This is a genomic window from Aquirufa sp. ROCK2-A2, assembly GCF_054558485.1.
On sequence record NZ_JBPXKA010000002.1, the window covers coordinates 527,901 to 553,302 of the forward strand.

Below are 25,402 nucleotides of genomic sequence, written 5' to 3' on the forward strand. Positions count from 1 at the left end.
AAAAACACATGAAGCGCATTTCTGCAGAAGATCTAGTTAATTCGGGAAAATATGAATTAATGGACACACTAGAATATGAGAATCTTATCCCTTTTTTAAATATTTACTCAAAGGCAAAAACTAGCTTAACGTATATTTTTCTAGTGCTTTCAATTAGTGTTCCAGCTATTATGACTTTCCTAATCTTCATCAATATAGAAAATGAAGAATTTGAGATTTACTTAAGCATCGGCCATGTTTTAATGGCTTTTAGCATCCTAATTGTCCTTATTCCAATACACGAATACATCCATAGTTTAGCATATAAGGTGTTGGGTGCAAAAGAAACTTCTTTTTACGCGAATTGGAAAAAATTCTATTTTGGAGCGGTTGCTGATAGATTTGTGATATCAAAAAATGAGTTTAAAATTGTGGCATTTGCGCCATTTGTAATAATAACCGCCATTCTTATATCCGGATTACCATTTGTTGACATTTATTGGAAATTGACTATTCTATGTTGCTTATTTATTCATATCATGACCTGTTCTGGCGATTTTTCCATGTTTAATTACTTTATCGTTCATCAGAAATATGAGATTTTTACTTTTGATGATAAAGCATCGAAAATCACCTTTTTTTATCGTAAAATATCCAATTTAAATCAGATTCATTGATTTAATGAAGGATCGAAAGTAAATAAATTGTTTTTTTATAAAATTCCTTGATGCTATCGAAAAGCCTTTCTTAAATCAAGTATAAAAAAAGCTATTTTGACTTTCATATAAAGTAACTATTCTTTCATATGAAGCATTCATTTTACTTAGTAATAATTAGTTTTTTAATTTTCAGTTTTGTAGAACCGGAACCCATCCGAGTTTTCCTTATTGGCGACTCAACAATGGCCAACAAACAACCAGCAGATTATCCTGAAACAGGTTGGGGAATTCCATTCAAAACTTTGTTTAACGAAGCAGTAGAAGTTCAAAATCATGCTTACAATGGACGCAGTACCAAAAGCTTTCGGACAGAAGGCCGCTGGCAAAAGGTGTTGGATCAAATCAAAAAAGGCGATTATGTTATCATTCAATTCGGACATAATGATGCGAAATTATCAGACACTTCAAGGTATGCGGAGGCTCAAACTGACTACCGTAAAAATCTAATTCGTTACATTCAAGAAACTCGTTCAAAAGGTGGAATACCCATCATACTTAGCTCTATTCAAAGAAGAAAATTCGATTCCTTAGGTCACTTTGTCGACCAACATGGAGATTATCCAAAAGTAGCCAAAGAGGTAGCGCAAAAGGAAAAAGTTTTGTTCATTGACATGGAAGCCAAATCACGGGCATTGATTGAAAAATTAGGACTAGATGCATCCGAGAAAATCTTCTTGCACTTGCCACCTGGAATTTACAAGAAATACAAAAAAGGAGTAGCTGACGATACCCATTTTACCGTTTATGGTGCACAAATCATGGCTAATTTTGTCGCACAAGGCATTGCAGAATCGACCGAACATTTAAAAAGCTTTTTAAAAAAATCAGCATTTAATCAAAAATACCAATTTGAAATCCCGGTAGTTTCCAAACCTGTATTCAAATTAGATACGCTAAACATCAAAAATTACGGAGCACAATCAGGCCCTACGTTCAATAATGCCAAAGCTATCCAACAAGCCATTGACCAAACCAATCTGAATGGAGGTGGTGTTGTATTGATTCCAAAAGGACTTTGGATTTCAGGTCCCATCGAATTAAAATCGAATGTCAATTTACATATTGAATTGGGCGCTGTACTTCAGTTCTCAGATCAATTTTCCAATTATCCATTGGTCAAAACCAATTGGGAAGGTGTTGAAGCCATTCGTGTTCAATCTCCAATTTCTGGAAAAAATCTAAGAAAAATTGCCATCACAGGTAAAGGGGTAATTGATGGTGCAGGTGAAGCCTGGAGACCCGTAAAAAAACAAAAACTAACTTCCGGAGAATGGGATGTTTTAGTAAAAAATGGAGGCCTATTAAATGATAAAAAAGACACCTGGTATCCAACCGAGAGAGCATTGAAAGGTTCATTGAATCCCTTATCTGGCAGAACAGATGCAGGTTTTACCTTGGAAAATGCAGGAGAAATAAAAGAGTTCTTACGCCCAAATTTGATTAGTTTAATCAATTGTGATGAAATAATCTTGGATGGAATCACGGTTCAAAACAGTCCCGCTTGGACAGTTCATCCCTTACTTTGCACCCATGTCACCTTAATTAATTTGTTGGTAAAAAATCCATGGTATGCCCAAAATAGCGATGGATTGGATTTGGAATCTTGTGAATATGTAGATGTATTAAATTGCCAAGTGGATGTTGGAGACGATGGCATCTGTTTGAAATCTGGAAAAGATGAACAAGGTCGTAAAAGAGGCCGACCAACTGCATTTGTTAATATTCAAAACTCTCAAGTTTTTCATGGTCATGGAGGCGTGGTGGTCGGTTCCGAAATGTCAGGCGGTGTTCATGATATCTTTGTGGATAATTGCCAATTTTTAGGAACAGATGTGGGCCTTCGATTCAAGACTGCTAGAGGAAGAGGAGGTATAGTAGAAAATATCTTTATCCAAAATGTAGTGATGAAAAATATCTCAGGAGAAGCCATCATCATGGACATGTATTACCAAGGAAAAGATCCCGTAGCTACCTTTGGAAATGGCAATGAAGAAGTGAAAGCTAAATTAGAGCCTGTGAATGAAGGAACACCTCAATTCAGAAATATTTACATAGATCAAGTTCAAGTGAAAGGTGCTGCGACGGGAGTACTTATCAGAGGTTTACCCGAAATGCCCATACGTGATATCCAATTAAGCAATTTAAAAATTGAGGCGAAAGTTGCGACTAAAATTATTGATGCGAAAAATGTGCAGATCAAGTGATAGCTAAATAATCTCGTCGCTAAGAGTTAATCCAACGAAAGAAACGAAATAAATGATGAGTTATGAAATATGAGTTATGAATTTTAAAAAAAGCTCATAATTCATAATTAAATTGATTCGTCTTGGATTAAGTTGAAGTAAATATGTTTTTTGTTTCTTTTTTTTTAGAAAAAATGAAATGCCATGGAAAATATTTTAACCAATAAATGGCAATACTACATGAAATGTTGAGATATTAATGAATATGTTAACTCTTGATTCGCATTAAAAGGTAATAGGTAGAATGATAAGGAAGAATTCATAAAACCCTTCATTCATTCTACTTCCTTGTAATGACTAAACTAGGTTCAGCGATATACCGACCGGAATGAGAACCATAGAGAGCAAGTCCATTGGGTAGAGATTCAGGAACTTCTAATCGAATTCGAAGTTTGCCCGTGTAAGAAGCTTCTTGCCATGCTAATTTAGGAAGACTAGTTTGGATCCAATATCCATAGGTACCTGCTTCATCCAATTCATGGTTTTTCGCTTGATAGAACCAAGACAATACACCTTGATGATCAGCAGGGTCATCTTCCAGTTCTACGGTGTGGCAAAACTGATTATTGGCATAAATTTTCAATATAGAGGCATTTTTAGTCAAATCCGTTTGAGGATAAGCATTCGGATTTTTACCCGGATCAAAGGTTCCTTTGCCTAACATATAATCGCCATTCATGGCACCAGAATTGACACGATCTTTGCCCAACAAAGGCTTGGACGATGCTTCTACAAAGAAGCTCACCTGTAAAACAGAATCCTCTATTAAACCTTTCGGCCATTCAAATTCATATTCAAAGAATCCAGAACCACCGCCATTGATTTTATTTCCCAAAACCCCTTTCCATTGCTTAATCGTCCAATTAGATTGCACAAATTTGTCAACAGGTACAGAAATCACTTGTTGTTTTTTATTACTCGGCTGAGTATGACCATTTTCTACAATGATACTTACAAAATTTTGATGTAGAATTTGCCCATTTTGATCTTCCAAAATTAATCGAAGGGTATTCAAGGATTTATCCTTCGGCAATTCAATTACCAACGAATCCAACGCCTGAATCGTCCAGGCTTTCCAAGTAATCAATTGAGATTTTGTCCAATATGATTTTTCCTCTCCCCAAGATGTTTTTCCCTCAAATACCAACTTTAAGGTTAACTGTTTAGGTAAATCTATTCGATTCGTTAAGCTGGAGAGATGAAGCGGAATTTTAATTTTATCTCCTGCATTTCCGGCAAACGCTATTTCTTGACCCGTGGAAAGATAAAATTCAGCATGTAAATCTTTTAAAGACATGCCTTTAGAGATTGCTCCTAAACCAGTTTCCTTTTCGCTACGATCAAAACGATAATAACCATTCCATTCATTGATCACATCGTGGTGTTCCGTATATAACCAACCTGCTACCTTGAGATGATTTCTAAATGAATTCATCGATTTGTGATAATCCCATGTATAATCCACATCTCCTGTACTACCCTTATACCCCCAAACATTCCCAAATTCGGAATTAATCATGGGTTGTTTTCCTTGCACGTAGCCCTTTTCGAAATTTTTGGTACTACCAGCAAAGGTACTATCAGACAAATTTTTCAAGAAAGCATCCCACTCGTAACCAGGTAAATACGAATGCCATGAATGAATATCAGTTTCAGTATGGCCTTTTCCACAACAAATTGAATTATCTTCCACGAGTCTGGAAGGATCCAACTGTTTGGCCAATCGATACACCGAAGCCACCCATTTTTGGGTTTCTGGTAAATATTGAGCTTTTTTATTTCCCATATTATCTTTGAAATGAGATATCAAGCCCCAAGTTTCGTTGAAGGTGATCCAAGAAAAGATGGCCGGATGATTAAAATCCCGGTTAATCATTTCGTTTAACGTATATTCAGATTCCTTGCGCATATCAGTATCCGGTTCTCCCCATGAGTTGGGTAAGTCAGCCATTACCAATAACCCTAATTTATCCGCCCAGTACAATTTCCTAGGAACTTCCACTTTAATGTGCGTTCGAATGCCATTTAGACCAATTTTCTTGCTTCGAATAATTTCGTCCCGCATAAATTCATCCGTTGGGAAAGTATAAAATCCTTGAGGATGGTAACTTTGGTCCAAAGCTAATTGAAGATAAACAGGTTGATTGTTGATTGAAATATAGGGTATGTCCGAATTAGGTAAATTTTGAACCGAAATTTTTCGCATACCAAAATACCCATTCACGACGTCCGCTCGATCTCCTTCGCCAACTACCACTTGGTAATCATATAAGTATGGATCTTCTAGAGTCCATAAATGAGGCTTGGAAATGGGTATCTCAAATTCCAAAGACTTAGAACCGATGGGTATGATTTTATGATTCGTAATCCCCTCAGCACTTTTAATATGCGTTTTGATGTAAACATTTTCCTTCGCAACCTCAGGCAAAATGGCCTTAACTTTGATAACAGAACGGTCAATATCGGGTTGAATTTGGAAACCTTCTAAGTAATTCTCCCCCCTCGACTCTAAATAAACCGTTTGCCAAATACCTCTGGCATTACCGTAACCTTGCTTTCCATATAAAGTAAACATGCGTCGTTTATCATCTACTCGAATCACCAAAGATTGTTCCTTGTTGTATTTTATGAATTTAGTTAGATCAAAGGCAAATGGCGTGTAACCACCCTCATGAACACCAATCTTTACACCATCCAAAAATACGGTCGTCTGCCAATCAGATGCGCCAATAACAATAAATGTACGCTTTAAACTCCAAGATTTGTCTACGGTTATTTTACGTTCATACCAAGCGATATCCGCTTCATCTTTTACGCCAGACAATTCAGAACCCCAAGGAAAAGGAACGAGTATTTTTTCAGTGAATAAATCGGGAGCTTTTTGCCAGTCTTGTTTTAGCCCTTCATTGTTGGAATCAAAGATAAAATTCCATTGACCATTTAAATTCAACCATTCTTTTCTTTCAAAATCTGGACGTGGATGCTCAGGCAATGGCTGAGGCTTTTGACCAAAAGTCCAAAATGAGAAAGTAAAAAGAAATAAAATCAAATAAATGAAACGCATTAAGGCTGTGGCAAAAAAAAACTTTTCAAAATAGTCTACAAAATTCGGGAAAAAAACTGATTGTATCACCTTATTTTTAATTTTAAAAGTAAATTTGTTGAATGAGTCAATTCGAAGAGTTAAAAAAGAAGATTCCTACACAAGTCACAGTCTTAGGTGGAGGGAGTTGGGCAACAGCCTTAGTCAAGATATTATCCGAAAATCAAGTAAAAATCAAATGGTGGATTCGCAGAAAATCGGATGTGGAGTTTATTCGAAAATACAACCATAACCCAAGTTATTTAACGGATGTCGCGCTAAATCCCAGAAAAGTAAAGACCTATCATAAAATGTCGGATGCTTTGAATGGCGCTGAATTTATCATCCTAGCAGTACCAGCCGCCTTTATTCCGAGTACCCTAAAAGAATTGAATAAAAAACATTTTGAAGGCAAAAAAATCGTCTCGGCTATCAAAGGGATGATTCCCGACGAAAATATGCTTGTGACGGATTGGATGGAAAGAGAATTCAATCTTCCTTTAGGACAAGCGTGTGTGATTGCTGGCCCATGCCACGCGGAGGAGATTGCCTTGGAAAAACAATCCTATCTAACCATTGCATCTCCGAATATAGAACTAGCACAAAATTTTGCCAATTTATTGAATGGACGCTTTCTTCAAGCCCATGCCATTGGAGATCTATATGGAGTTGAATATTGTGCGGTTATTAAAAATATCATAGCAATTGCTTGTGGAATAACAAGAGGATTGGGATTTGGAGATAATTTCCAGGCTGTGTTGGTGAGTAACGCCATGCAAGAAATCAAACTATTCTTGGATGAAGTTTACCCAGAAAAGCATCGAGATTTAAATAGTTCAGGTTATTTAGGCGATTTATTGGTGACTGCCTACTCCCAATTTTCAAGAAATAGAACTTTTGGAAATATGATTGGAAGAGGATATTCTGTCAAATCCGCTCAAATTGAAATGAATATGATTGCGGAAGGATATTATGCCGTAAGAAGTATTTATTTAATCTCGAAACAACATCATTTACACTTACCCATCATTGACGCTGTATATCAAATTGTCTATGAAAAAGCCAATCCGCAAGCAGAAATGAATAAATTAAAGGGATTTTTGAAATAATGATGAAGTTTGAAAGATGAAATATGAATCGAAATCCATATTTCATCTTTCAACATTAATTGAGCGCAGCAACTATCTTCGCTGCGGTTTTTGCTAATTCTTCTTGACTAGGCTTTAATTTCTCTTGTGAAAAATTAATATCCAACATCCGATTCATAGGTACTAAATGGATATGAGCATGTGGAACTTCTAGGCCAATAACGGCTATTCCTATACGCTTACATGGTATTGCTTTTTTAATAGCTGGCGCAACCTTTTGTGCGAACTTCATTAAATCCCCCAATAATTCGGGTTCCAAATCGAAAATATAATCTATTTCTTGTTTTGGAATTACCAAAACATGTCCTTCCACCAATGGCATTACATCTAAAAAAGCCATAAAACGATCATCTTCAATAATGAGATGGCAAGGAATTTCTCTATTGACAATTTTGGTAAAAATAGTGCTCATGTTAGTCGATTCGTCTAAGTTTACATTTACTGATAGGCTTGATAATCAATGGTACTTTTTCCAATTTAACCGCATCACTATCAAGACCGAACCACTTATCTTCTGAATTGGTAAATTGCTTCACAAAGAAATAGGCTTTCATGACCATTCGATCCAATAAAGGCAATTCGTTATCAAAGGATAAAAATTTCTCCAAAACAACAAATCGGAAATCGCCAATGACATTTTGCTCGTTCAATGATTTATAACGAGAGGTAATATCCACCTCTCCTCTTGACACCATTTCTTCAACTACTTTTCTGAAATATAAATTAATTCGTTGTTCAACACGAAAACCTAATTTAAAATTCACTTTAATGATATCATCAGGCTCAATAACCGTTACTTTATAATCCATGGTATACGGCTCATCCAAGGTATCAACATGAACAAACCAATAAATATCCGCCTTTTTAGGTCGTCTTTGGAAAATGGAATAAATAATTTTCGACTCGATATCCGAAACCTTTGCGGCATTGGACATGAATACCAAGTGAGTTGCATATTTAGGAATTGTTTCATCCTTGCTCAACTCTTTCAAAGGCTCTATATAGTCGGATAATTTTTCATATTCCGTTAATTTTTGCTTGATACGAGAAGCTCTAAACCAAATCCACATTAACAATATAATCACACCAGCAATAAATAAAGAAACATAACCGCCGTGAGAGAATTTTTGCAAATTGGCTACTAAAAATGATCCTTCTAGAGATACATATACCACTAAAAAAAGAAGGATCCACCACATATCAACCTTTTTAATATGTAAATAATAAGCCATTAATGAAGTGGTCATTAACATCGTCAAGGTAATAGCCAAACCATAGGCTGCTTCCATTTGCGATGATTCCTTGAACCAAAGAACGACACCTATACAACCCAACCAAAGAAAAATATTGATGGAAGGAACATATAATTGTCCTTTTTGATCAGACGGATAAACCAAACGAACTTTTGGCCAAAAATTCAAACGAATCGCTTCCGAGATCAAAGTGAATGAGCCAGAAATCAAGGCTTGCGAAGCAATCACAGCAGCTGCTGTGGCAATCATAATTCCTGAAAACAAGAATTCGCGAGGTAACAATTCAAAAATAGGTTTATGAGTTCCCAACATCATACCATTATGTGCCAACAACCAAGCACCTTGTCCAAAATACTGTAAAAGCAAAGCGATTTTAACGAAAACCCAACTTAAACGAATATTTTCTCGACCACAATGACCCAAATCAGAATACAATGCTTCTGCCCCAGTAGTACACAAGAAAACTGCACCCAAAGCCCAAAAACCAGCACTTCCTGCTTGGTGTGTCGTCAATAATTCCCATGCATACACAGGTGAAACAGCTCGCAATATCGACCAATCATTTTCAATCCACATTAAACCTGTAACTGCCAACATAGAAAACCACAACAACATGATGGGTCCAAATAATTTACCAACCACCTTCGTACCAAAAATTTGAAAAACGAAAAGAATGGTTAAAATAACAATAACAATAGGCACCGTGTCGGTAACAAATGGCATACCATCCGCCTTTTTTAGCATTCGTAAACCTTCCACGGCAGAAGAAACCGAAATGGGTGGTGTAATAATTCCATCGGCTAACAAGGTCGCCCCACCGATGATGGCGGGTAAGGTTAACCATTTGGCATGGCGTCGAACCAAGGCAAACAAGGCAAAAATCCCACCTTCCCCTTTATTGTCAGCTCTTAAAATCAATATTACATATTTCAAGGTAGTCTGTAATGTCAATGTCCAAAATATACAAGACAATCCACCTAAAACTGTCATCGCGTTGATGGGTGCATCGCCAATGATGGCTTGCATCACATATAAAGGAGACGTGCCGATGTCACCATAAATGATACCCATGGCTACTAAAAGGCCCGCGGCGGTTGCCTTACTTTTGTGTTTATGTTCCATTAAAATCGAAGGGAGTGTAAAATTTCTTTCAAACAGATATGATTATCGTGAAAATGCAAAATTTGCCAAAAATTGTACTATTTTGTAGTGATTTCTTGAAATATTTCAAGAAACGGATGCAAATATATATTCTTATTTCATATATCAATTCATTTTTGAACAAATCTTAACAGAAAAGAAAAGATATTTATTATCGTTCAAAATAATACCCAAATATGATGTTCATTTCATCTTGAGATGTAAATCCAAATTGAATATCTTTATTAGTTGTATTGTCATAGGTAACAACAGATGTTAATCCAACATTCGCTTCCAATTCAATGGGTTGCGCAAAATTGATCACCTTTGGATGTTGCCAATCGGTATTTTCATAAACAACTTCCCCATCTCTTTTCCCACCTTTGATTTTTATTTGATACAGAATACCTTTTTCATGAAAATGCGAAGTAAGTGAAACAATGGTAACTGCCTTGTCTTTGGCAAAATTAAAATGAGTTGTAATCGTGGTTTTTTTACCTGCTGGCAAAGAAAAATTAATATTGGCGAAATCAATCATTTTGACCACATTTTTCACTTGATCAGCCTTCACCGTATACAAATTCACATAATTTTCTCCATACAAAGGCTCTGAGGTCCGATTGAAATAATGGGGATTCACATCAATCGAACTATTGGCTGGTAGCAGTAAAGCCGTTCCTGCTGGAAAATTATAATCCGAATTAGGATCCGTTCCTCCACCTAAAAAAATATGATTGGCCAATGAAAAAACAGTAAGAAGATCGGTACTTCCATCTGCATTTCGTAAATCGCGCACTTCGTTCAAATTGGGTAGCAGACTCTTATTTTTAAAATCATATAATACCAAATGATGACTATTCGGCCTAGATTTCAATTTTATGCGATTTACATATATAGGTTCTGTATTGTTCAGAGGCCTTCTGACAAATATTTCGCGTTCAAAATTTGGGGCGACAGTGAATTTATCCACTTTGAGTTGAAATCCCGTTTTACCTTCTTTTTCTGGAGAATCCAAGGCCGAAAATGTCGAATTGGGATCATAATGTGGGGTTGTATCATCCAATAATTTAGCATCAGCTACCGTTCCTTTTTCTGGTGCACCTGCCTCAATCCATCTTCTGACAAATTCCAATTGACCTACACTCAATGGTTTTCCGCCCAAAGGCATGGCAGTTCCATAATTAGCATTGGGATGGTGCGAGTTGTCCCAGTTCAATTTGTGGTACAACAAACTTGCATCAAAGCTATATTTGGTCACTCGTTGTAATTTATTAGCAACCGCCACCGAATTTTTAGGAACCACTCCAACTAAATTGGTATAAGAGGCAGATGCCGTATTTAATACTAAGCCGTGTTGCAAAAAACCAGCGTCTGTATTACTTAAATGACAACCTGATGTTGCACATGAAGGTTTAAATATTCGATCTTGAATTAAATCGAAACTACCCAAATCCTTTGTAGTTGGAGTAGGAGTCACCGAATCAACGGTTGATTTGGAACAGGAGAAAATCGTTCCTAGAAAAACGATGATCAAGTATGCATTAGTGATTTTCATTTTAATCGATAGATATCATAGCTTTCGCCGGGTTCAACTCTTAAAACATTGCAAAGAACCAAAAGTACTAATTTTCTAGATGCCAACCACAAAGGTAGTCGATGCAATGAGCAAAATTCTTCCAAAGTAATGCTACCCTTTTCTGCCAAATAATTCATCAACCATTTTTCAGAGTCCCCATAGGTAAATTGTATTCCCTCTTCATTTTCCCGCCGCAAAATTTGCTTCATTTCTTTGCTTGCTTGCACGCTTCGATCCTTTATTCGAACATAACATTTGGGCTGAGTTTCATTTTCCAGTTGAACAAAATGAGGTTTGTCCACACTTTCAAAAATATCATACACCAAAATCGACTTGTTATGATCCAAGGATACACGATAATGCGTGTAAGAAAAAGCAGGGAAACAATATTTTTCAATTGCTTTGTTTAACACAAATTGATCTTCATCGGCAAATTTCAAGCCTTGAACATCGCCATCATCACTTACGCCAATCAACAATTTGCCACCACTAGAGTTTGCAAAAGCGACCAACTCTCGAACAATTTTTTCGGGAAATTTCACTTTCATTTTAAATTCCAAATGTTGTCCTTCACCTTGTTTGGCTAGTGATTTAATTTGAGCTAATGTTAACAGGGAAACATCACCCTCCTCCTCCATTTGACCCAATAAAACTTCAGATCCCTGTTTCATAACATTTTGATTTCTTGAAAGTACAAAATTCCTAAATCCATAATCAAATTTTAAAAAAAATTATTAGAAGTATAGTAATTCAATAGACATTATGTATTTTTGTGAAAATTTAATAAAATGGATATCCAAAGTTTAGAAAAAGACCTACAAAATCTATCTTTAGAGGCCCGATTGACAAGAATCTCTCAATTATATGATTCTAGCAAAATTGCATTTTCCACATCTTTTGGTCAAGAAGATCAAGCGATAACTTATGCTATTTATCAGCAAAATTTATCTTTTCGTATTTTCACTTTAGATACCGGACGTCAATTTCAGGAATCCTATGAATTAATGGATTTAACGATAAAAAAATACCCATTATCCTTAGAAACCTATTTTCCCACAACGGACAAAGTAGAAACCCTGGTCAAAGAAAAAGGTTTTAACTCTTTTTATCAGTCGGTAGAAAACCGCAAAGAATGCTGTTTCATTCGTAAAATGGAGCCTTTAGCGAGAGCTTTGAAGGGAGTTGAGGTTTGGATCACCGGCCTTAGAGCAGAACAATCGGATAACCGATCAAACATGCCGATGTTGGAATGGGATGAGCAAAGGAATTTATTGAAATTTAATCCGATCATTGATTGGACATTTGAGAAATTAGAAAGTTATTTGGCAGAAAATAAAATTCCACAAAACTCCTTGCACAAAAAAGGCTTTATTTCGATCGGCTGTGCACCTTGTACCAGGGCTATCGCAGAAGGAGAACACCCAAGAGCTGGAAGATGGTGGTGGGAAAATTCCCAAAAAGAATGTGGTTTACATGCCTAATTAGCAATTATACATTATGAATAATACATTTTCGCTTAGCACAGTTCAAGAAAAAATTGGACATTTCCCAAGAAAACTGGAAGACGAATCCATCTACATCATGCGTGAAGTGGCGGCGCAATTCGAACGTCCCGCTTTGCTATTTTCAGGAGGAAAAGATTCCATCACTTTGGTTCGACTCGCTCAAAAAGCTTTCTTTCCAGGTAAAATTCCATTCCCTTTGGTTCATATTGATACAGGACATAATTTTCCAGAAACCATTGAATTCAGAGATTGGTTGGCCAAAGAAGTGGGTGCAGAATTGATCGTACGTTATGTGCAAGATTCCATTGATGAAGGGAAAGCGAAAGAAGAGACAGGCAAATACGCTTCCAGAAATGTTTTACAAACAGTCACATTATTGGACACCATCGAGGAATTTAAATTTGATGCTTGTATTGGTGGAGCAAGAAGAGATGAGGAAAAAGCAAGAGCGAAAGAACGTATTTTTTCTGTTCGCGATGATTTCGGACAATGGGATGCTAAACGCCAACGACCAGAATTATTCGATATGCTCAATGGGCGAATCGCTGTAGGAGAAAATGTTCGGATTTTCCCTATTTCCAATTGGACGGAATTAGATGTTTGGAATTACATCAAAGAAGAAAAAATGGAAATCCCAAGTATTTATTATTCGCACAAAAGACAAGTGATACAACGGGATGGAATGCTTTGGGCAGATTCTGAATACCTAAATAAAGAAGCGGATGAAATTCCATTCGAGGCAACAGTTCGATTTAGAACGGTTGGAGATATGACCTGCACAGCAGCAGTGGCTTCTGAAGCAAGTGATATTGATGTTATCATTGAAGAAATATTATCAGCTGAAATTTCAGAACGAGGTGCTCGGATCGATGACAAACGCTCAGAAGCAGCGATGGAGAAAAGAAAACAACAAGGATATTTTTAATCGAAGAGAAAGAAGAAGATGGATATATTACGAATAGCAACAGCAGGTTCCGTGGATGATGGGAAAAGCACCTTGATTGGTCGCTTGTTGTATGAAACAAATTCAATTACCAAAGATAAAATTGAAGCTTTAGAAAGCGCTTCTAAAAGAAAAGGATTAGATTTTTTGGATTTGTCCTTATTAACAGATGGCTTAATAGCTGAACGTGAACAAGGTATTACGATCGATGTTGCGCACATTTATTTTTCTACTCCCCAACGAAAATACATCATTGCGGATACTCCTGGCCACGTAGAATATACGAGAAACATGGTAACTGGAGCATCAACCGCGAAAGTTTCCCTGATTTTGATCGATGCTCGCCAAGGAATTGTGGAACAAACAGCTAGACATTTATCGATTGCTGCCTTGTTGAGAATTCCTAAAGTAATTATTTGTATCAACAAAATGGATTTGGTCCAATACCAAGAATCTACGTTTGAAAGCATCAAAAATAGTCTTGCGAATTTAATCGAACAAACAAGTTTTGAGGGTCAAAGCATCAGCTTTTTACCTATCTCCTCTTTGTTTGGTGAAAATATTACTAAACAATCGGAAAAAATGCCTTGGTATAATGGAAAGAGCCTTTTAGGAGAATTGGAAGATTTCCAATTTGCTGAAACATTGGCGCAGGCTCCTGCTAGATTCCAAGTTCAATGGGTGATTCGTCCAAAAACAGAAACTCACCACGATTATAGAGGTTATGCCGGTAAAATTTCCAGCGGTACTTTTAACATTGGAGATAAAATCAAAGTGTTACCTACGGGTCAAGAAAGTCAAATTGCTAGTATTGAAAGATACAGCGATACTTTAGAGAAAGCAGAAGCGGGAGATTCGGTAGTGATTACCTTGGATCATGATGTGGATATTTCAAGAGGCAATACGGTGGTATTGGCAAATGATAGCTCTGCGCCTCAATTGAAGGATTTTGCTGCAAAGATTTGTTGGTTAGATCATCAAGCATTAAGTGCCGGTAAAACCTATTTATTGCAACATGGGGTTCATTTGACAAAGGCGAAAATCGTGCAAGTAGCTGAAAAACTAGATGTTGTTGCGCAAACTTCTGATTCTCAAGTCGATTCTTTGAAATTAAATGAAATTGGAACTATCCATTTAAAAACCGCCCAACCAATCATTGCTGACAAATATGCTGAAAATCCATCCAATGGAGCATTTATTTTAATCGACGAATTTTCTAATTCAACGGTTGGAGTGGGATTTGTTGATTAATTATGAATTTTAGGTAAAAGGTAAAAGGTAAGAGGTAAGAGGTAAAAGGTAATAGGTAAAAGGTAATAGGTAATAGGTATGAGGTATGAGGTAAGGTAAAAGGTTTTCTCTCTTCTATCTTCTATCTTCTCTTTTACCTATTACCTGAATCAAATTTCTTCGGAGCATATAAAAACCCAAAAGCTTCCGCGCCATCTTTGGTATGTACCTCATGATGCACATAATGTGCTTTGATTAAGCGCTTCAAATACGAATTCGTAGCTTTAAATTTGATTTTCACTCGACGATGTACGATGATATCATGAAAAATAAAGTAGAAAATGCCATAGGTGGCTATTCCAAGTCCAATCCAAAACAAATAAGCAAATTCGGGAAATTCACTGCCGACAATGATCGTTAAGGTAGAACTGATACCAAATACGACAGAAAACAAATCATTTTTTTCCAACAGGTTTTTGTGGTGCACATGGTGCGATTGATGCCAATTCCACATGAATCCATGCATAATGTATTTATGCGTCAGCCAAGCTACCCCCTCCATAGTCAAAAAAGTCCCCAACAATAAAATGAGATTTAACATATTTTATAAAATTTGAATTCAACTATTAGATTTAAGTATTGGATAAAATTGTTACATAAATGAAAACGGCTAAAAGTATTAAAATGTTTTGCCCAAAATTAATAACTAATACCTAATAACTAACAACTAATACCTAACAACTAATTATCTTTGCAGATTGAACTTATACCCTCAAAAATTCAGGGTGGATTAGCATTTCTTTTATGATTGATAAGAACTACGCTCCGCAGGAGATTGAACAAAAATGGTACCAATATTGGCTTGAAAATAAATATTTTGCTTCAAAGCCAAATCCAAACAAAGAACCTTATTCCATTGTGATTCCCCCACCCAATGTTACGGGTGTTTTACACATGGGACATATGCTCAATAATACCATTCAAGATGTATTGATTCGTAAAGCTAGAATGTCTGGCAAAGAAGCTTGTTGGGTTCCAGGAACGGATCATGCCTCCATTGCGACAGAAGCAAAAGTTGTTGCGATGCTGAAAGAAAAAGGCATCGAGAAAAAAGATATTTCTAGAGAAGAATTTTTAGCACACGCCTTTGAGTGGAAAGAAAAATATGGCGGGATTATCTTGGAACAGTTAAAAAAACTAGGTGCTTCTTGCGATTGGGACCGTACTCGTTTTACCATGGAGCCATCCCTTTACCAGGCGGTTATTGATACGTTCGTTCGTTTATATAACAAAGGATTGATCTACCGAGGGGTTAGAATGGTCAATTGGGATCCACAAGGAAAAACGGCTTTGTCGGATGAGGAAGTTATCTACAAAGATGTTCAAGCTAAATTATTTCATATTCAATACCCATTGGTGGATGGTTCCGGTCATGTAACCATTGCGACGACTCGCCCAGAAACCATTATGGCCGATGCAGCCATTTGTGTCAATCCAGAAGACCCAAGATACCTTCATTTACACGGCAAAAAAGTATTGATCCCATTGATCAATCGAGAAATAAGTATCATACCAGATGAATATGTCACAACAGATTTTGGTACAGGCTGTTTAAAAGTTACTCCAGCGCATGATTTAAATGATTATGAATTGGGTATCAAACACAAATTACCTGTTTTAGACATCTTGAATGATGATGGAACGTTGAATGAAAAAGCGGTTATTTATGTAGGTATAGACCGTTTTGAGGCAAGGAAAAGAATTGTAAAGCAATTAAAAGAGGAAGGTTTTTTAACAGAAACGGAAGAATATAAATCGACCGTTGGAACATCTGAAAGAACAGGGGCAGTGATTGAACCCAAATTATCTTTGCAATGGTTCTTAAAAATGGAGGAATTAGCCAAACCAGCTTTGGATCATGTCATGAATGATGACATCCAATTGCATCCTGCTAAATTCAAAAATACCTATCGTTCATGGATGGAGAATGTGCGCGATTGGTGTATTTCGCGCCAATTATGGTGGGGACAACAAATTCCAGCCTTTTATTTGCAAGATGGGACCGTCATTGTTGCGAAAGACAAATATGAAGCGTTAAAAATAGCCAGAGAAAAATACCAATTATTTGCTTTAGTAGAAGAGGATTTAACACAAGATCCTGATGTGTTGGATACGTGGTTTTCCTCCTGGTTGTGGCCTATTTCAGTTTTTGATGGAATAGAAAATCCAGAAAATGAAGACATTAGCTATTATTACCCCACCAACGATTTAGTTACTGGACCGGATATTTTATTCTTCTGGGTAGCTCGAATGATCATTGCGGGCTATGAATGGAGAGGAGAATTACCTTTTAAAAATGTTTATTTAACAGGTATAGTTCGAGATAAGCAAGGCAGAAAAATGTCCAAATCCTTGGGTAATTCTCCTGATCCCTTGGACTTAATTGAAAAATTCGGAGCAGATGGAGTGAGGTCGGGTCTATTGTTTTCAGCACCAGCTGGAAATGATTTATTATTTGATGACAAACTCTGCGAACAAGGCAGAAACTTCTCCAATAAAATTTGGAATGCCTTCCGTTTGATGAAAGGCTTGGAAGTTATCGATGGCAAAAACTTACCGGAACATAGCTTAGCGATTCAATGGTTTGAGTCAAAAATGTCACAAACCATCGTTGATGTGGAGGATCATTTTAGCAAATTCCGTATCTCCGATGCCTTATTAGCCATTTATAATCTGATCTGGGACGATTTTTGTGGCAAATACTTGGAAATCATCAAACCCGCTTATCAAAGTCCGATACATTCTGAAACATTAAGCGATACACTTCGATTATTTGATGAATTAATGCGTTTGCTTCATCCATATATGCCATTTATCACGGAAGAAATTTGGCAAAATATTGAAAATAGAAAAGCAAATGAAAGTATTTGCGTAGCTGATTTCCCAAAAGCCAATTCCGTTCATTCAGAATTAGTCGCACAATTTGATCAATTATTTGAGATCATTACGAAAATCCGTGAAATCAGAAATGCCAAACAACTTTCGCCTAAATTGGCTTTGAATTTATTCATTAAAACCTCGAATGAAGCAGCATATGATTCGACAAAAGCGATTTTAATGAAGTTGGCGAATGTAGAAAAAGTAACTTTCAGTCAAGAAAATATCACTGATGCACAAACATTTGTGGTTAAATCCGATCAATTTGCTGTTCCATTGGAAGAAGAAGTAAATCCAGAAGAATTAAAAGCAGAAACAGAAAAGGAATTGTTTTATTTGGAAGGTTTCAAAAAATCGGTGGAAGCCAAGTTAGCTAATGAGCGTTTTGTTCAAAATGCCAAAGCAGATTTAGTGGAACGTGAACGTCAAAAGTTACAAGACGCTGAAACAAAAATAAACTCATTGAAGGAAATTTTAGCCAGACTGTCCTAATGATAGTTAAACACCTATTTATCGTTTTTTTGATTTGCTTACTTTTCACAGGATTGATTTCCTGCGAGCGTAAGCAAAACGAAGAGGCGGTGAAAGAGGTAGTGAAAATTCAATTGGATTTCAAACGCTTGGACCAAGAAATCGCCAAATGTGGGTCTGTAAATTCACTTGACAGTTTACTAAAAGCCAATTCAGATGTGCTAGAGGGTTATTTTCAAACTCGGAAAAGTGATTCCCGAAAATTGGCTGAAAAGTTATTCTCTTTGTTTCAAAATCCAGCATTGAACAAATTCTATCTTCAATCCCAACAAAATAATTATTATGGAAATCGTCGATTGGAACAAGGCTTAACCGACGCTTTTCAACAGATTAAAAATAATTATCCAAGTACTCAAATACCAAAAATTCGAACCGTATTTTCAGGTTTCGGAGGAATTGGTCAATTCCCTGCACAAGATTTGATCATTTCAGATAGTTTAATAGTGATTGGTTTAGATTATTTCATGGGCAATAAAGGTCTTTACTTACCACCCAATACCTATGCTTATCAAATGCGCAGAATGTCTCCAGAGGCAATTGTTGGACAAATAATCTTATTATATTCTGCCAAATTCAATTTACACGAAACGGAAAACAGCACTTTGTTGAGCGATATGATTTGGTATGGGAAAGGATATAATTTCACCAAAAAAATAATGCCCAACTTGGCAGATAGCTTATTATTTGGCTATTCGAGTCAAGAAATTGCCGAAACAGAAGCTTATCAATCTTTGATTTGGGAACATTTTATTGATAAAAGTTTGTTGTACAAGCAAGATGAATTTACCAAAACCAAATATTTGGGTGAGCGACCGAAAACAACCGAAATAGGCCCCGCTTGTCCAGGATCCATTGGAAGATGGCTTGGTTATACCATTGTAAAAAAATATCAAGAAAAAAATGCTGGTAAATCCTTGGTTCAACTAATGAACATGAAGGATGCAACAGTCATTTTACAAGGTTCAGGCTATCGAGGAAAAGCTGATAAGGAAGAAGAATAATATGGCAAAAAGAAACGAGAAATTTGGCGAAGGGGTTGATCCCAAAGATGCTACAAAAGTTAATAAAGAAGGCTTATTAAAAACCATCAAGGTTTTTAAATTCATCCTGCCATATAAATGGGTTTTTGCTTTAGGAATGGCTTTTCTTTTTTTATCAAATTTAACCACCTTAAGCTTTCCGCTATTAATTGGTGAAATGACCAAGGTGATGGAAGGCAAATCCAGCTACCACATCAATGAAGTCACAGTATTCTTTTTTAGTATTTTAATTGTACAAGCCATTCTATCTTTTTTTAGAATCTATACCTTCACGCAGGTTTCTGAAAAAGCCATGCGAGACGTCCGTCAAACGTTATATGGCAAAATCATTACACTTCCCATCGCATTATTTGAAAAGCGCAGAGTAGGTGAAATGATGAGTCGTATCACCTCAGACATTACTCAATTACAAGATGTATTATCAACGACCTTAGCAGAATTTTTTAGGCAGATTTTTACACTTATTGGGGGAATCGCTTTGATCACCTATTTATCTTGGAAACTAACTTTATTTATGTTGGCGACGTTCCCTCTTTTGGTGGTGGCGGCTTTGATCTTCGGAAAATACATTCGCAAGGTTTCCAAAAAGTCACAAGATGAACTAGCCAAAACGAATATTATTGTAGAGGAAACCTTTCAATCGATTCAAGCAGTCAAAGCATTTACCAATGAAAAATGGGAAGTGGCCAGATACGGGGCATCTTTGGAAAAGGTGGTAACGCAAGCCTTAAAGGCAGCAACCTTTCGAGGTGGATTTGTCAGTTTTGTCATATTTGCTTTATTTGGAGGGATTGTCGGTGTAGTTTGGTATGGTGCACAATTGGTAGCACGAGGCGATTTATTATTGGCAGAATTATTAACCTTTATTTTTTACACGGCCTTCATTGGCGGATCAGTCGGCGGATTGGGAGATATATATGCTCAATTACAAAAAACCATTGGTGCCTCAGATCGTATTTTAGAAATTTTGAATGATCCTTCAGAGGTATCATTGGTTCAACAATATGGAGAAAATACCATTGAGTTTGGTGAAATTGAAATCAAAGATTTACATTTTTCTTATCCAGGCAGACCGGAAGTAGAAATCATCAAAGGAATCAATTTTACCATTCAACCCGGACAAAAAGTGGCCATTGTGGGATCATCGGGAACAGGGAAATCGACCTTGGCACAATTATTCATGCGCTTTTATGAACCCAATGCTGGGAGTATATCCTTGAATGGAAAAAACATTCAAGAATTGTCGGTAGAAAATTGGCGAAAAATGGTGGCATTGGTACCGCAGGAAGTCTTGTTATTTGGCGGCACGATACGCGAAAACATTGCTTATGGAAAACCTGATGCTAGTTTTGAAGAAATAGCAAAAGCAGCAGAATTGGCTTATGCGAAAGAATTCATTGAAGGATTTCCGGAGCAATGGGAAACCATGGTAGGCGAAAGAGGAGTTAAATTATCGGGAGGGCAAAGGCAACGTATAGCGATTGCTAGGGCGATTTTAAAAGATCCTAAATTTTTATTATTGGATGAAGCCACATCGGCCTTGGATTCAGAGTCGGAAAAATGGGTGCAAATCGCCTTAGAAGAATTGATGAAAAACCGTACGAGTTTGATTATTGCGCATAGATTGTCTACCATTCGTTCTGCGGATCAAATAATTGTGATGAAGGAAGGGAAGATTGTGGAGGTTGGAACGCATGAAGAATTATTGGCAAAAGGAAAGGGAGTTTATCAAAAAATGGTCAAATTGCAAACGGAACATTTGCAGGCATAGGAATGGCAAAACAAGAACTAAGCTTATCGGATTTTGATTTAAGAGCTACACCATGTAGAACGGCCGTTTTAGGCATTTTACAAGGAGTTGATTATGCACAAAGTCAATTTGATATCGAACAAGCCATAGGTTCTCAATTCGACCGTGTGACCGTATATAGAACCTTAAAAAGTTTCCTGCAACAAGGATTGATACATAAAGTTTTAGATGACATTGGAGGCACCAAATACGCATTATGCAAGGAATTATGCCATAACCACGACCATTCGCATCAGCACGACCATGTTCACTTCAAGTGCAACGAATGCGGTCAAACGACTTGCCTAGAGGATGTCCATATCCCCAAAATTACCTTACCCATAGGATTCACCAAACAAGAAAGCAATTTATTGATTCAGGGGGTTTGTGGGAATTGTGGGTAATTAGGCGTTATGAGATAAGAATATAGAATTAATACCTAACATAAAGCAGATTAACATGGAAAAACTAATACAAAATCTAATATACTTTCATGCATTTTTTGGCGCAATTGGTTTAATCACCGGTGCATTGAGTATCATCGTAAAAAAAGGTGCAAATGTTCATCGCAAAACTGGCCGAATATTCAGTTATAGCATGATCATCAGTTCAATCATAAGTTTAGTAATAGCGCAAATGCCCAATCATGAAAACACCTTTTTATTTTCGATAGGCATATTTACAATCTACTTGGTTTTATCAGGGAATAGAGCATTGACATTCCAATCAAAAATTAAAACGGGAGCTGAAATAGTAGACAAAATCATTTCAGGAGGTATGTTTTTGATATCACTAATCATGATAACCTTGGGCATTCTAGGAATAATTCAAGCTATCGGTTTTAGCGTATTATACGCATTCTTTGGCGGCTTTGGTCTATTTTTATCCGTTAATGATTTTCGAAATTTTCATAAACATCATCAGAATAAAAAAAGTTGGTTAGCCATCCATATAGGTAGAATGGTAGGAGCCTATATTGCTACAACCACGGCATTTTTGGTAGTAGCATTACAAACAAACTCGTTATTCTTTTGGATTAGTCCAACCATAGTAGGTACCACTGGTATTATATATTGGATAAGAAAAAGCCAGAAATAGACAAATCTGTGTTACTAATTGCTTTCCTAACTGGATAGTATAAGTTGGCTAAACTAAGTCACAATGATCGAGGGATTAGTAAATAAACAATTGAAGACAAAATTGACAATTTCCTTTTGAGCATATTATTAACAGTAGGTGGTTGAAGTACGGGAATAATTTATGAAGAATTGTTAAATGGTAGAAGATAATATTGATATTCTTTACGATTCTACCAACCATCGGAATTCTAGCTGGACTATATCATTTGTATAACACACTAAAACGAAAATAACGATTAAGGGAAAAGAGAGTAAATTAAATACTATTTGAAAAGTAAATAGAAATCGAACTCTAAGATCTATCGACAGCATCATACTCTGAAGAGCCGAGCGTGTTTTCACTCTTTTCTCGTTTTCTCTCTTCTCATTTTCTCTCTTCTCTCTTCCGGCCACAAAAAAAGCCAACCCATTACTGGATTGGCTTGATGTTAATAACTTGGAGCTTACTTACTTTCCCGGGTTTGATCCCAGTATCATCAGCGGTGCGGGGCTTAACTTCTCTGTTCGAGATGGGAAGAGGTGAACACCCGTCCTATCGGCTCCATAAATCTTGCAAGGCTTAGCCTTTTTCCATATTGTGAGTAAAAATAAATAGTAGTAGCATTTCAATTAATTAAAAAATAGTAAGCTTTCGGGTAATTAGTACTACTCGACTTTGACATTACTGCCTTTACATCTGTAGCCTATCAACCGTGTCGTCTACACGGACCCTTCATGGAATACTCATCTTCAGGTCAGTTTCGCACTTAGATGCTTTCAGCGCTTATCTGGTCCCGACGTGGCTACTCAGCTATGCCCTTGGCAGAACAACTGATTTACCAGCGGTCAGTCCAACTCGGTCCTCTCGTACTAAAGTCAGAACCTGTCAATATTCCTACGCCCACAACAGATAGGGACCGAACTGTCTCACGACGTTCTGAACCCAGCTCGCGTGCCACTTTAATCGGCGAACAGCCGAACCCTTGGGACCTTCTCCAGCCCCAGGATGTGACGAGCCGACATCGAGGTGCCAAACCTCCCCGTCGATGTGAGCTCTTGGGGGAGATCAGCCTGTTATCCCCAGAGTACCTTTTATCCTTTGAGCGATGGCTGTTCCATACTAAACCACCGGATCACTATATCCTACTTTCGTACCTGATCGACTTGTCGGTCTCACAGTCAAGCTCCCTTTTGCTATTGCACTCTACGCACGGTTACCAAGCGTGCTGAGGGAACCTTTGAAAGCCTCCGTTACTCTTTTGGAGGCGACCACCCCAGTCAAACTACCCACCAAGCAATGTCTCCGTTTAACGGATTAGAATTCCAGTACAAGAAGGGTGGTATTTCAACGTTGGCTCCCCGATGCCTAGCGACACCGGCTCACAGCCTCCCACCTATCCTACACATCCAGTACCAAAACTCAATGCTAAGCTATAGTAAAGGTTCATGGGGTCTTTCCGTCCCGTTGCGGGTAAACGGCATCTTCACCGTTACTACAATTTCACCGAGCTCACGGCTGAGACAGTGCCCAGATCGTTACACCATTCGTGCAGGTCGGAACTTACCCGACAAGGAATTTCGCTACCTTAGGACCGTTATAGTTACGGCCGCCGTTTACTGGGGCTTCAGTTCAATGCTTCGCCTTGCAGCTAACATCCCCCCTTAACCTTCCAGCACCGGGCAGGTGTCAGGCCTTATACGTCATCTTTCGATTTTGCAAAGCCATGTGTTTTTGTTAAACAGTCGCCTGGGCCATTTCTCTGCGGCCACGATTGCTCGTGGCTCCCTTTATCCCGAAGTTACAGGGTTAATTTGCCGAGTTCCTTAGCCGTGATTCACTCGAGCGCCTTAGAATATTCTTCTCGACCACCTGTGTCGGTTTACGGTACGGGTTACTTAACAGTTATGCGCATAAACTTTTCTTGGAAGATTACTCGCTACACTCGGTTTGGCATTGCTGCCGCCTCTCTAAGACACTATTCCGTCAGTATCTGGTAACCCATTCTCTCCGTCATCTAATTGCCCATTAAGTAAGTACAGGAATATTAACCTGTTGTGCATTAGGCTGTCGCTCTCGCTAGGCCCTTAGCCCCCGACTAACCCTCAGTTGATTAGCATAGCTGAGGAATCCTTAGTCTTTCGGCGTGAGGGTTTCTCGCCCTCATTATCGTTACTCATGCCTACATTTGCTTTTCTGAACGCTCCAGCAAAGCTTGTCGCTTCACCTTCTCCGCAGATCAGAATGCTCCCCTACCAGTATATAAATATAATCCAAAGCTTCGGTATTTTACTTGATGCCCGTTTATTATCGATGCCCGCCTCGCTCGACCAGTGAGCTGTTACGCACTCTTTAAATGAATAGCTGCTTCCAAGCTAACATCCTGGCTGTCACTGCAATCAGACTTCCTTAGTTCAACTTAGTAAAAATTTTGGGACCTTAGCTGTTGGTCTGGGTTCTTTCCCTCTCGGATTGGGACCTTAGCACCCCAACCCTCACTCCCGGGTATATTTTAAGCCATTCAGAGTTCGTCAGGATTTGGTAGGATTTGACTCCCCCTAGTCCTATCGGTAGCTTTACCTGCTTAAAACTTGACCCCGAGGCTGTTCCTAAAAACATTTCGGGGAGTACGAGCTATTTCTCAGTTTGATTGGCCTTTCACCCCTACCCACAAGTCATCCAAATACTTTTCAACGTAAACTGGTTCGGTCCTCCACTCCGTTTTACCGGAGCTTCAACCTGCTCATGGGTAGATCACAAAGTTTCGCGTCTACTCCCACTGACTAAGCGCCCTATTCAGACTCGCTTTCGCTCCGGCTGCTCACGTCTACGTGATTAACCTCGCCAGTGAAAGTAACTCGTAGGCTCATTATGCAAAAGGCACGCCGTCACCCCACGAAAGGGCTCCGACCGCTTGTAAGCGTATGGTTTCAGGGTCTTTTCACCCCCTTACTCAGGGTACTTTTCACCTTTCCTTCACAGTACTAGTTCACTATCGGTCTCTTGGTAGTATTTAGCCTTACCGGATGGTGCCGGCAGATTCAAAGGGGATTTCTCCAGTCCCCCCCTACTCAGGATACTCCTACAATTAAATAAACTTACCATTACAGGGCTCTCACCTCCTACGGCCCGCCTTCCCAGACAGTTCATGTTCATTTATAAAATCGATAT

At 37.8% G+C, this 25,402-nt stretch carries 17 protein-coding genes, 1 rRNA gene and 2 other annotated features; of the genes, 11 read left to right on the forward strand and 7 right to left on the reverse strand.

The window, feature by feature from the left end; genetic code table 11:
• Positions 1-8 precede the first annotated feature (8 nt).
• A complete protein-coding gene (locus V7S76_RS05385; RefSeq protein ID WP_459509035.1) occupies positions 9-656 on the forward strand; it encodes a DUF3267 domain-containing protein in 648 nt (215 codons plus the stop codon).
• 128 nt (positions 657-784) lie between these two features.
• Positions 785-2,902, forward strand: a complete 2,118-nt coding sequence (locus V7S76_RS05390) for a glycosyl hydrolase family 28 protein (RefSeq protein WP_459509036.1) — start codon at positions 785-787, stop codon at positions 2,900-2,902.
• Between the two features lie 319 nt (positions 2,903-3,221).
• Here the strand turns inward: V7S76_RS05390 and V7S76_RS05395 are convergent, their stop codons facing one another.
• Positions 3,222-6,074, reverse strand: a complete 2,853-nt coding sequence (locus V7S76_RS05395; RefSeq protein WP_459509037.1) for a glycoside hydrolase family 2 protein — start codon at positions 6,072-6,074, stop codon at positions 3,222-3,224.
• 32 nt (positions 6,075-6,106) lie between these two features.
• Between V7S76_RS05395 and V7S76_RS05400 the strand changes: the two genes are divergently transcribed.
• Entirely contained in the window at positions 6,107-7,132 is a 1,026-nt protein-coding gene (locus V7S76_RS05400; protein ID WP_459509038.1) for an NAD(P)H-dependent glycerol-3-phosphate dehydrogenase, read from the forward strand.
• A 55-nt stretch (positions 7,133-7,187) separates the two neighbouring features.
• On the opposite strand, the gene V7S76_RS05405 is transcribed toward V7S76_RS05400, so the two are convergent.
• The 4 genes from V7S76_RS05405 to V7S76_RS05420 form a co-directional block, all read right to left on the reverse strand.
• A complete protein-coding gene (locus V7S76_RS05405; protein ID WP_459509039.1) occupies positions 7,188-7,583 on the reverse strand; it encodes an HIT family protein in 396 nt (131 codons plus the stop codon).
• 1 nt (position 7,584) lies between these two features.
• Positions 7,585-9,546, reverse strand: a complete 1,962-nt coding sequence (locus tag V7S76_RS05410) for a KUP/HAK/KT family potassium transporter (protein ID WP_459509040.1) — start codon at positions 9,544-9,546, stop codon at positions 7,585-7,587.
• 190 nt (positions 9,547-9,736) lie between these two features.
• Positions 9,737-11,119: a hypothetical protein gene (locus V7S76_RS05415; protein ID WP_459509041.1), complete on the reverse strand. Its 1,383-nt coding sequence runs from the start codon at positions 11,117-11,119 to the stop codon at positions 9,737-9,739.
• Complete coding sequence (locus V7S76_RS05420) at positions 11,116-11,811, reverse strand: AlbA family DNA-binding domain-containing protein (RefSeq protein ID WP_459509042.1); 696 nt, start codon at positions 11,809-11,811, stop codon at positions 11,116-11,118. Before V7S76_RS05420 ends, V7S76_RS05415 begins: the two co-directional genes overlap by 4 nt.
• Before the next feature lie 117 nt (positions 11,812-11,928).
• On the opposite strand from V7S76_RS05420, the gene V7S76_RS05425 reads away from it, so the two are divergent.
• Genes V7S76_RS05425 through V7S76_RS05435 form a run of 3 tightly spaced genes read left to right on the forward strand, consistent with a single transcriptional unit; the run spans position 11,929 to position 14,839 of the window.
• Positions 11,929-12,621: a phosphoadenylyl-sulfate reductase gene (locus V7S76_RS05425; RefSeq protein WP_459509044.1), complete on the forward strand. Its 693-nt coding sequence runs from the start codon at positions 11,929-11,931 to the stop codon at positions 12,619-12,621.
• A gap of 16 nt (positions 12,622-12,637) precedes the next feature.
• A complete protein-coding gene (gene cysD / locus V7S76_RS05430; protein ID WP_459509045.1) occupies positions 12,638-13,570 on the forward strand; it encodes a sulfate adenylyltransferase subunit CysD in 933 nt (310 codons plus the stop codon).
• Between the two features lie 18 nt (positions 13,571-13,588).
• Positions 13,589-14,839 (forward strand): sulfate adenylyltransferase subunit 1, encoded by a 1,251-nt coding sequence (locus tag V7S76_RS05435; RefSeq protein WP_459509046.1) that lies wholly within the window; start codon positions 13,589-13,591, stop codon positions 14,837-14,839.
• A gap of 133 nt (positions 14,840-14,972) precedes the next feature.
• Here V7S76_RS05435 and V7S76_RS05440 read toward each other — a convergent pair whose 3' ends face one another.
• Positions 14,973-15,419, reverse strand: a complete 447-nt coding sequence (locus V7S76_RS05440) for a sterol desaturase family protein (RefSeq protein ID WP_459509047.1) — start codon at positions 15,417-15,419, stop codon at positions 14,973-14,975.
• Positions 15,420-15,622: 203 nt separating this feature from the next.
• Here V7S76_RS05440 and V7S76_RS05445 point away from each other — a divergent pair, with 203 nt between their 5' ends.
• The 5 genes from V7S76_RS05445 to V7S76_RS05465 are packed head-to-tail and all read left to right on the forward strand — an operon-like array spanning position 15,623 to position 22,213.
• Positions 15,623-18,247, forward strand: a complete 2,625-nt coding sequence (locus V7S76_RS05445) for a valine--tRNA ligase (protein WP_459509048.1) — start codon at positions 15,623-15,625, stop codon at positions 18,245-18,247.
• Positions 18,247-19,287, forward strand: coding sequence for a gliding motility protein GldB-related protein (locus V7S76_RS05450; RefSeq protein ID WP_459509049.1), 1,041 nt, complete (start codon positions 18,247-18,249; stop codon positions 19,285-19,287). Before V7S76_RS05445 ends, V7S76_RS05450 begins: the two co-directional genes overlap by 1 nt.
• A 1-nt stretch (position 19,288) precedes the next feature.
• A complete protein-coding gene (locus tag V7S76_RS05455) occupies positions 19,289-21,097 on the forward strand; it encodes an ABC transporter ATP-binding protein (RefSeq protein WP_459509050.1) in 1,809 nt (602 codons plus the stop codon).
• Positions 21,098-21,099: 2 nt separating this feature from the next.
• Positions 21,100-21,519, forward strand: coding sequence for a Fur family transcriptional regulator (locus V7S76_RS05460; RefSeq protein ID WP_459509051.1), 420 nt, complete (start codon positions 21,100-21,102; stop codon positions 21,517-21,519).
• A 55-nt stretch (positions 21,520-21,574) separates the two neighbouring features.
• Complete coding sequence (locus tag V7S76_RS05465; RefSeq protein ID WP_459509052.1) at positions 21,575-22,213, forward strand: hypothetical protein; 639 nt, start codon at positions 21,575-21,577, stop codon at positions 22,211-22,213.
• Positions 22,214-22,688: 475 nt separating this feature from the next.
• Here the strand turns inward: V7S76_RS05465 and rrf are convergent.
• A 5S ribosomal RNA gene (gene rrf, locus V7S76_RS05470) occupies positions 22,689-22,800 on the reverse strand.
• Between the two features lie 85 nt (positions 22,801-22,885).
• Positions 22,886-25,149 (reverse strand) — a sequence feature (most likely nonfunctional fraction of RNA operon).
• Between the two features lie 101 nt (positions 25,150-25,250).
• Positions 25,251-25,402, reverse strand: a sequence feature (23S ribosomal RNA rRNA prediction is too short).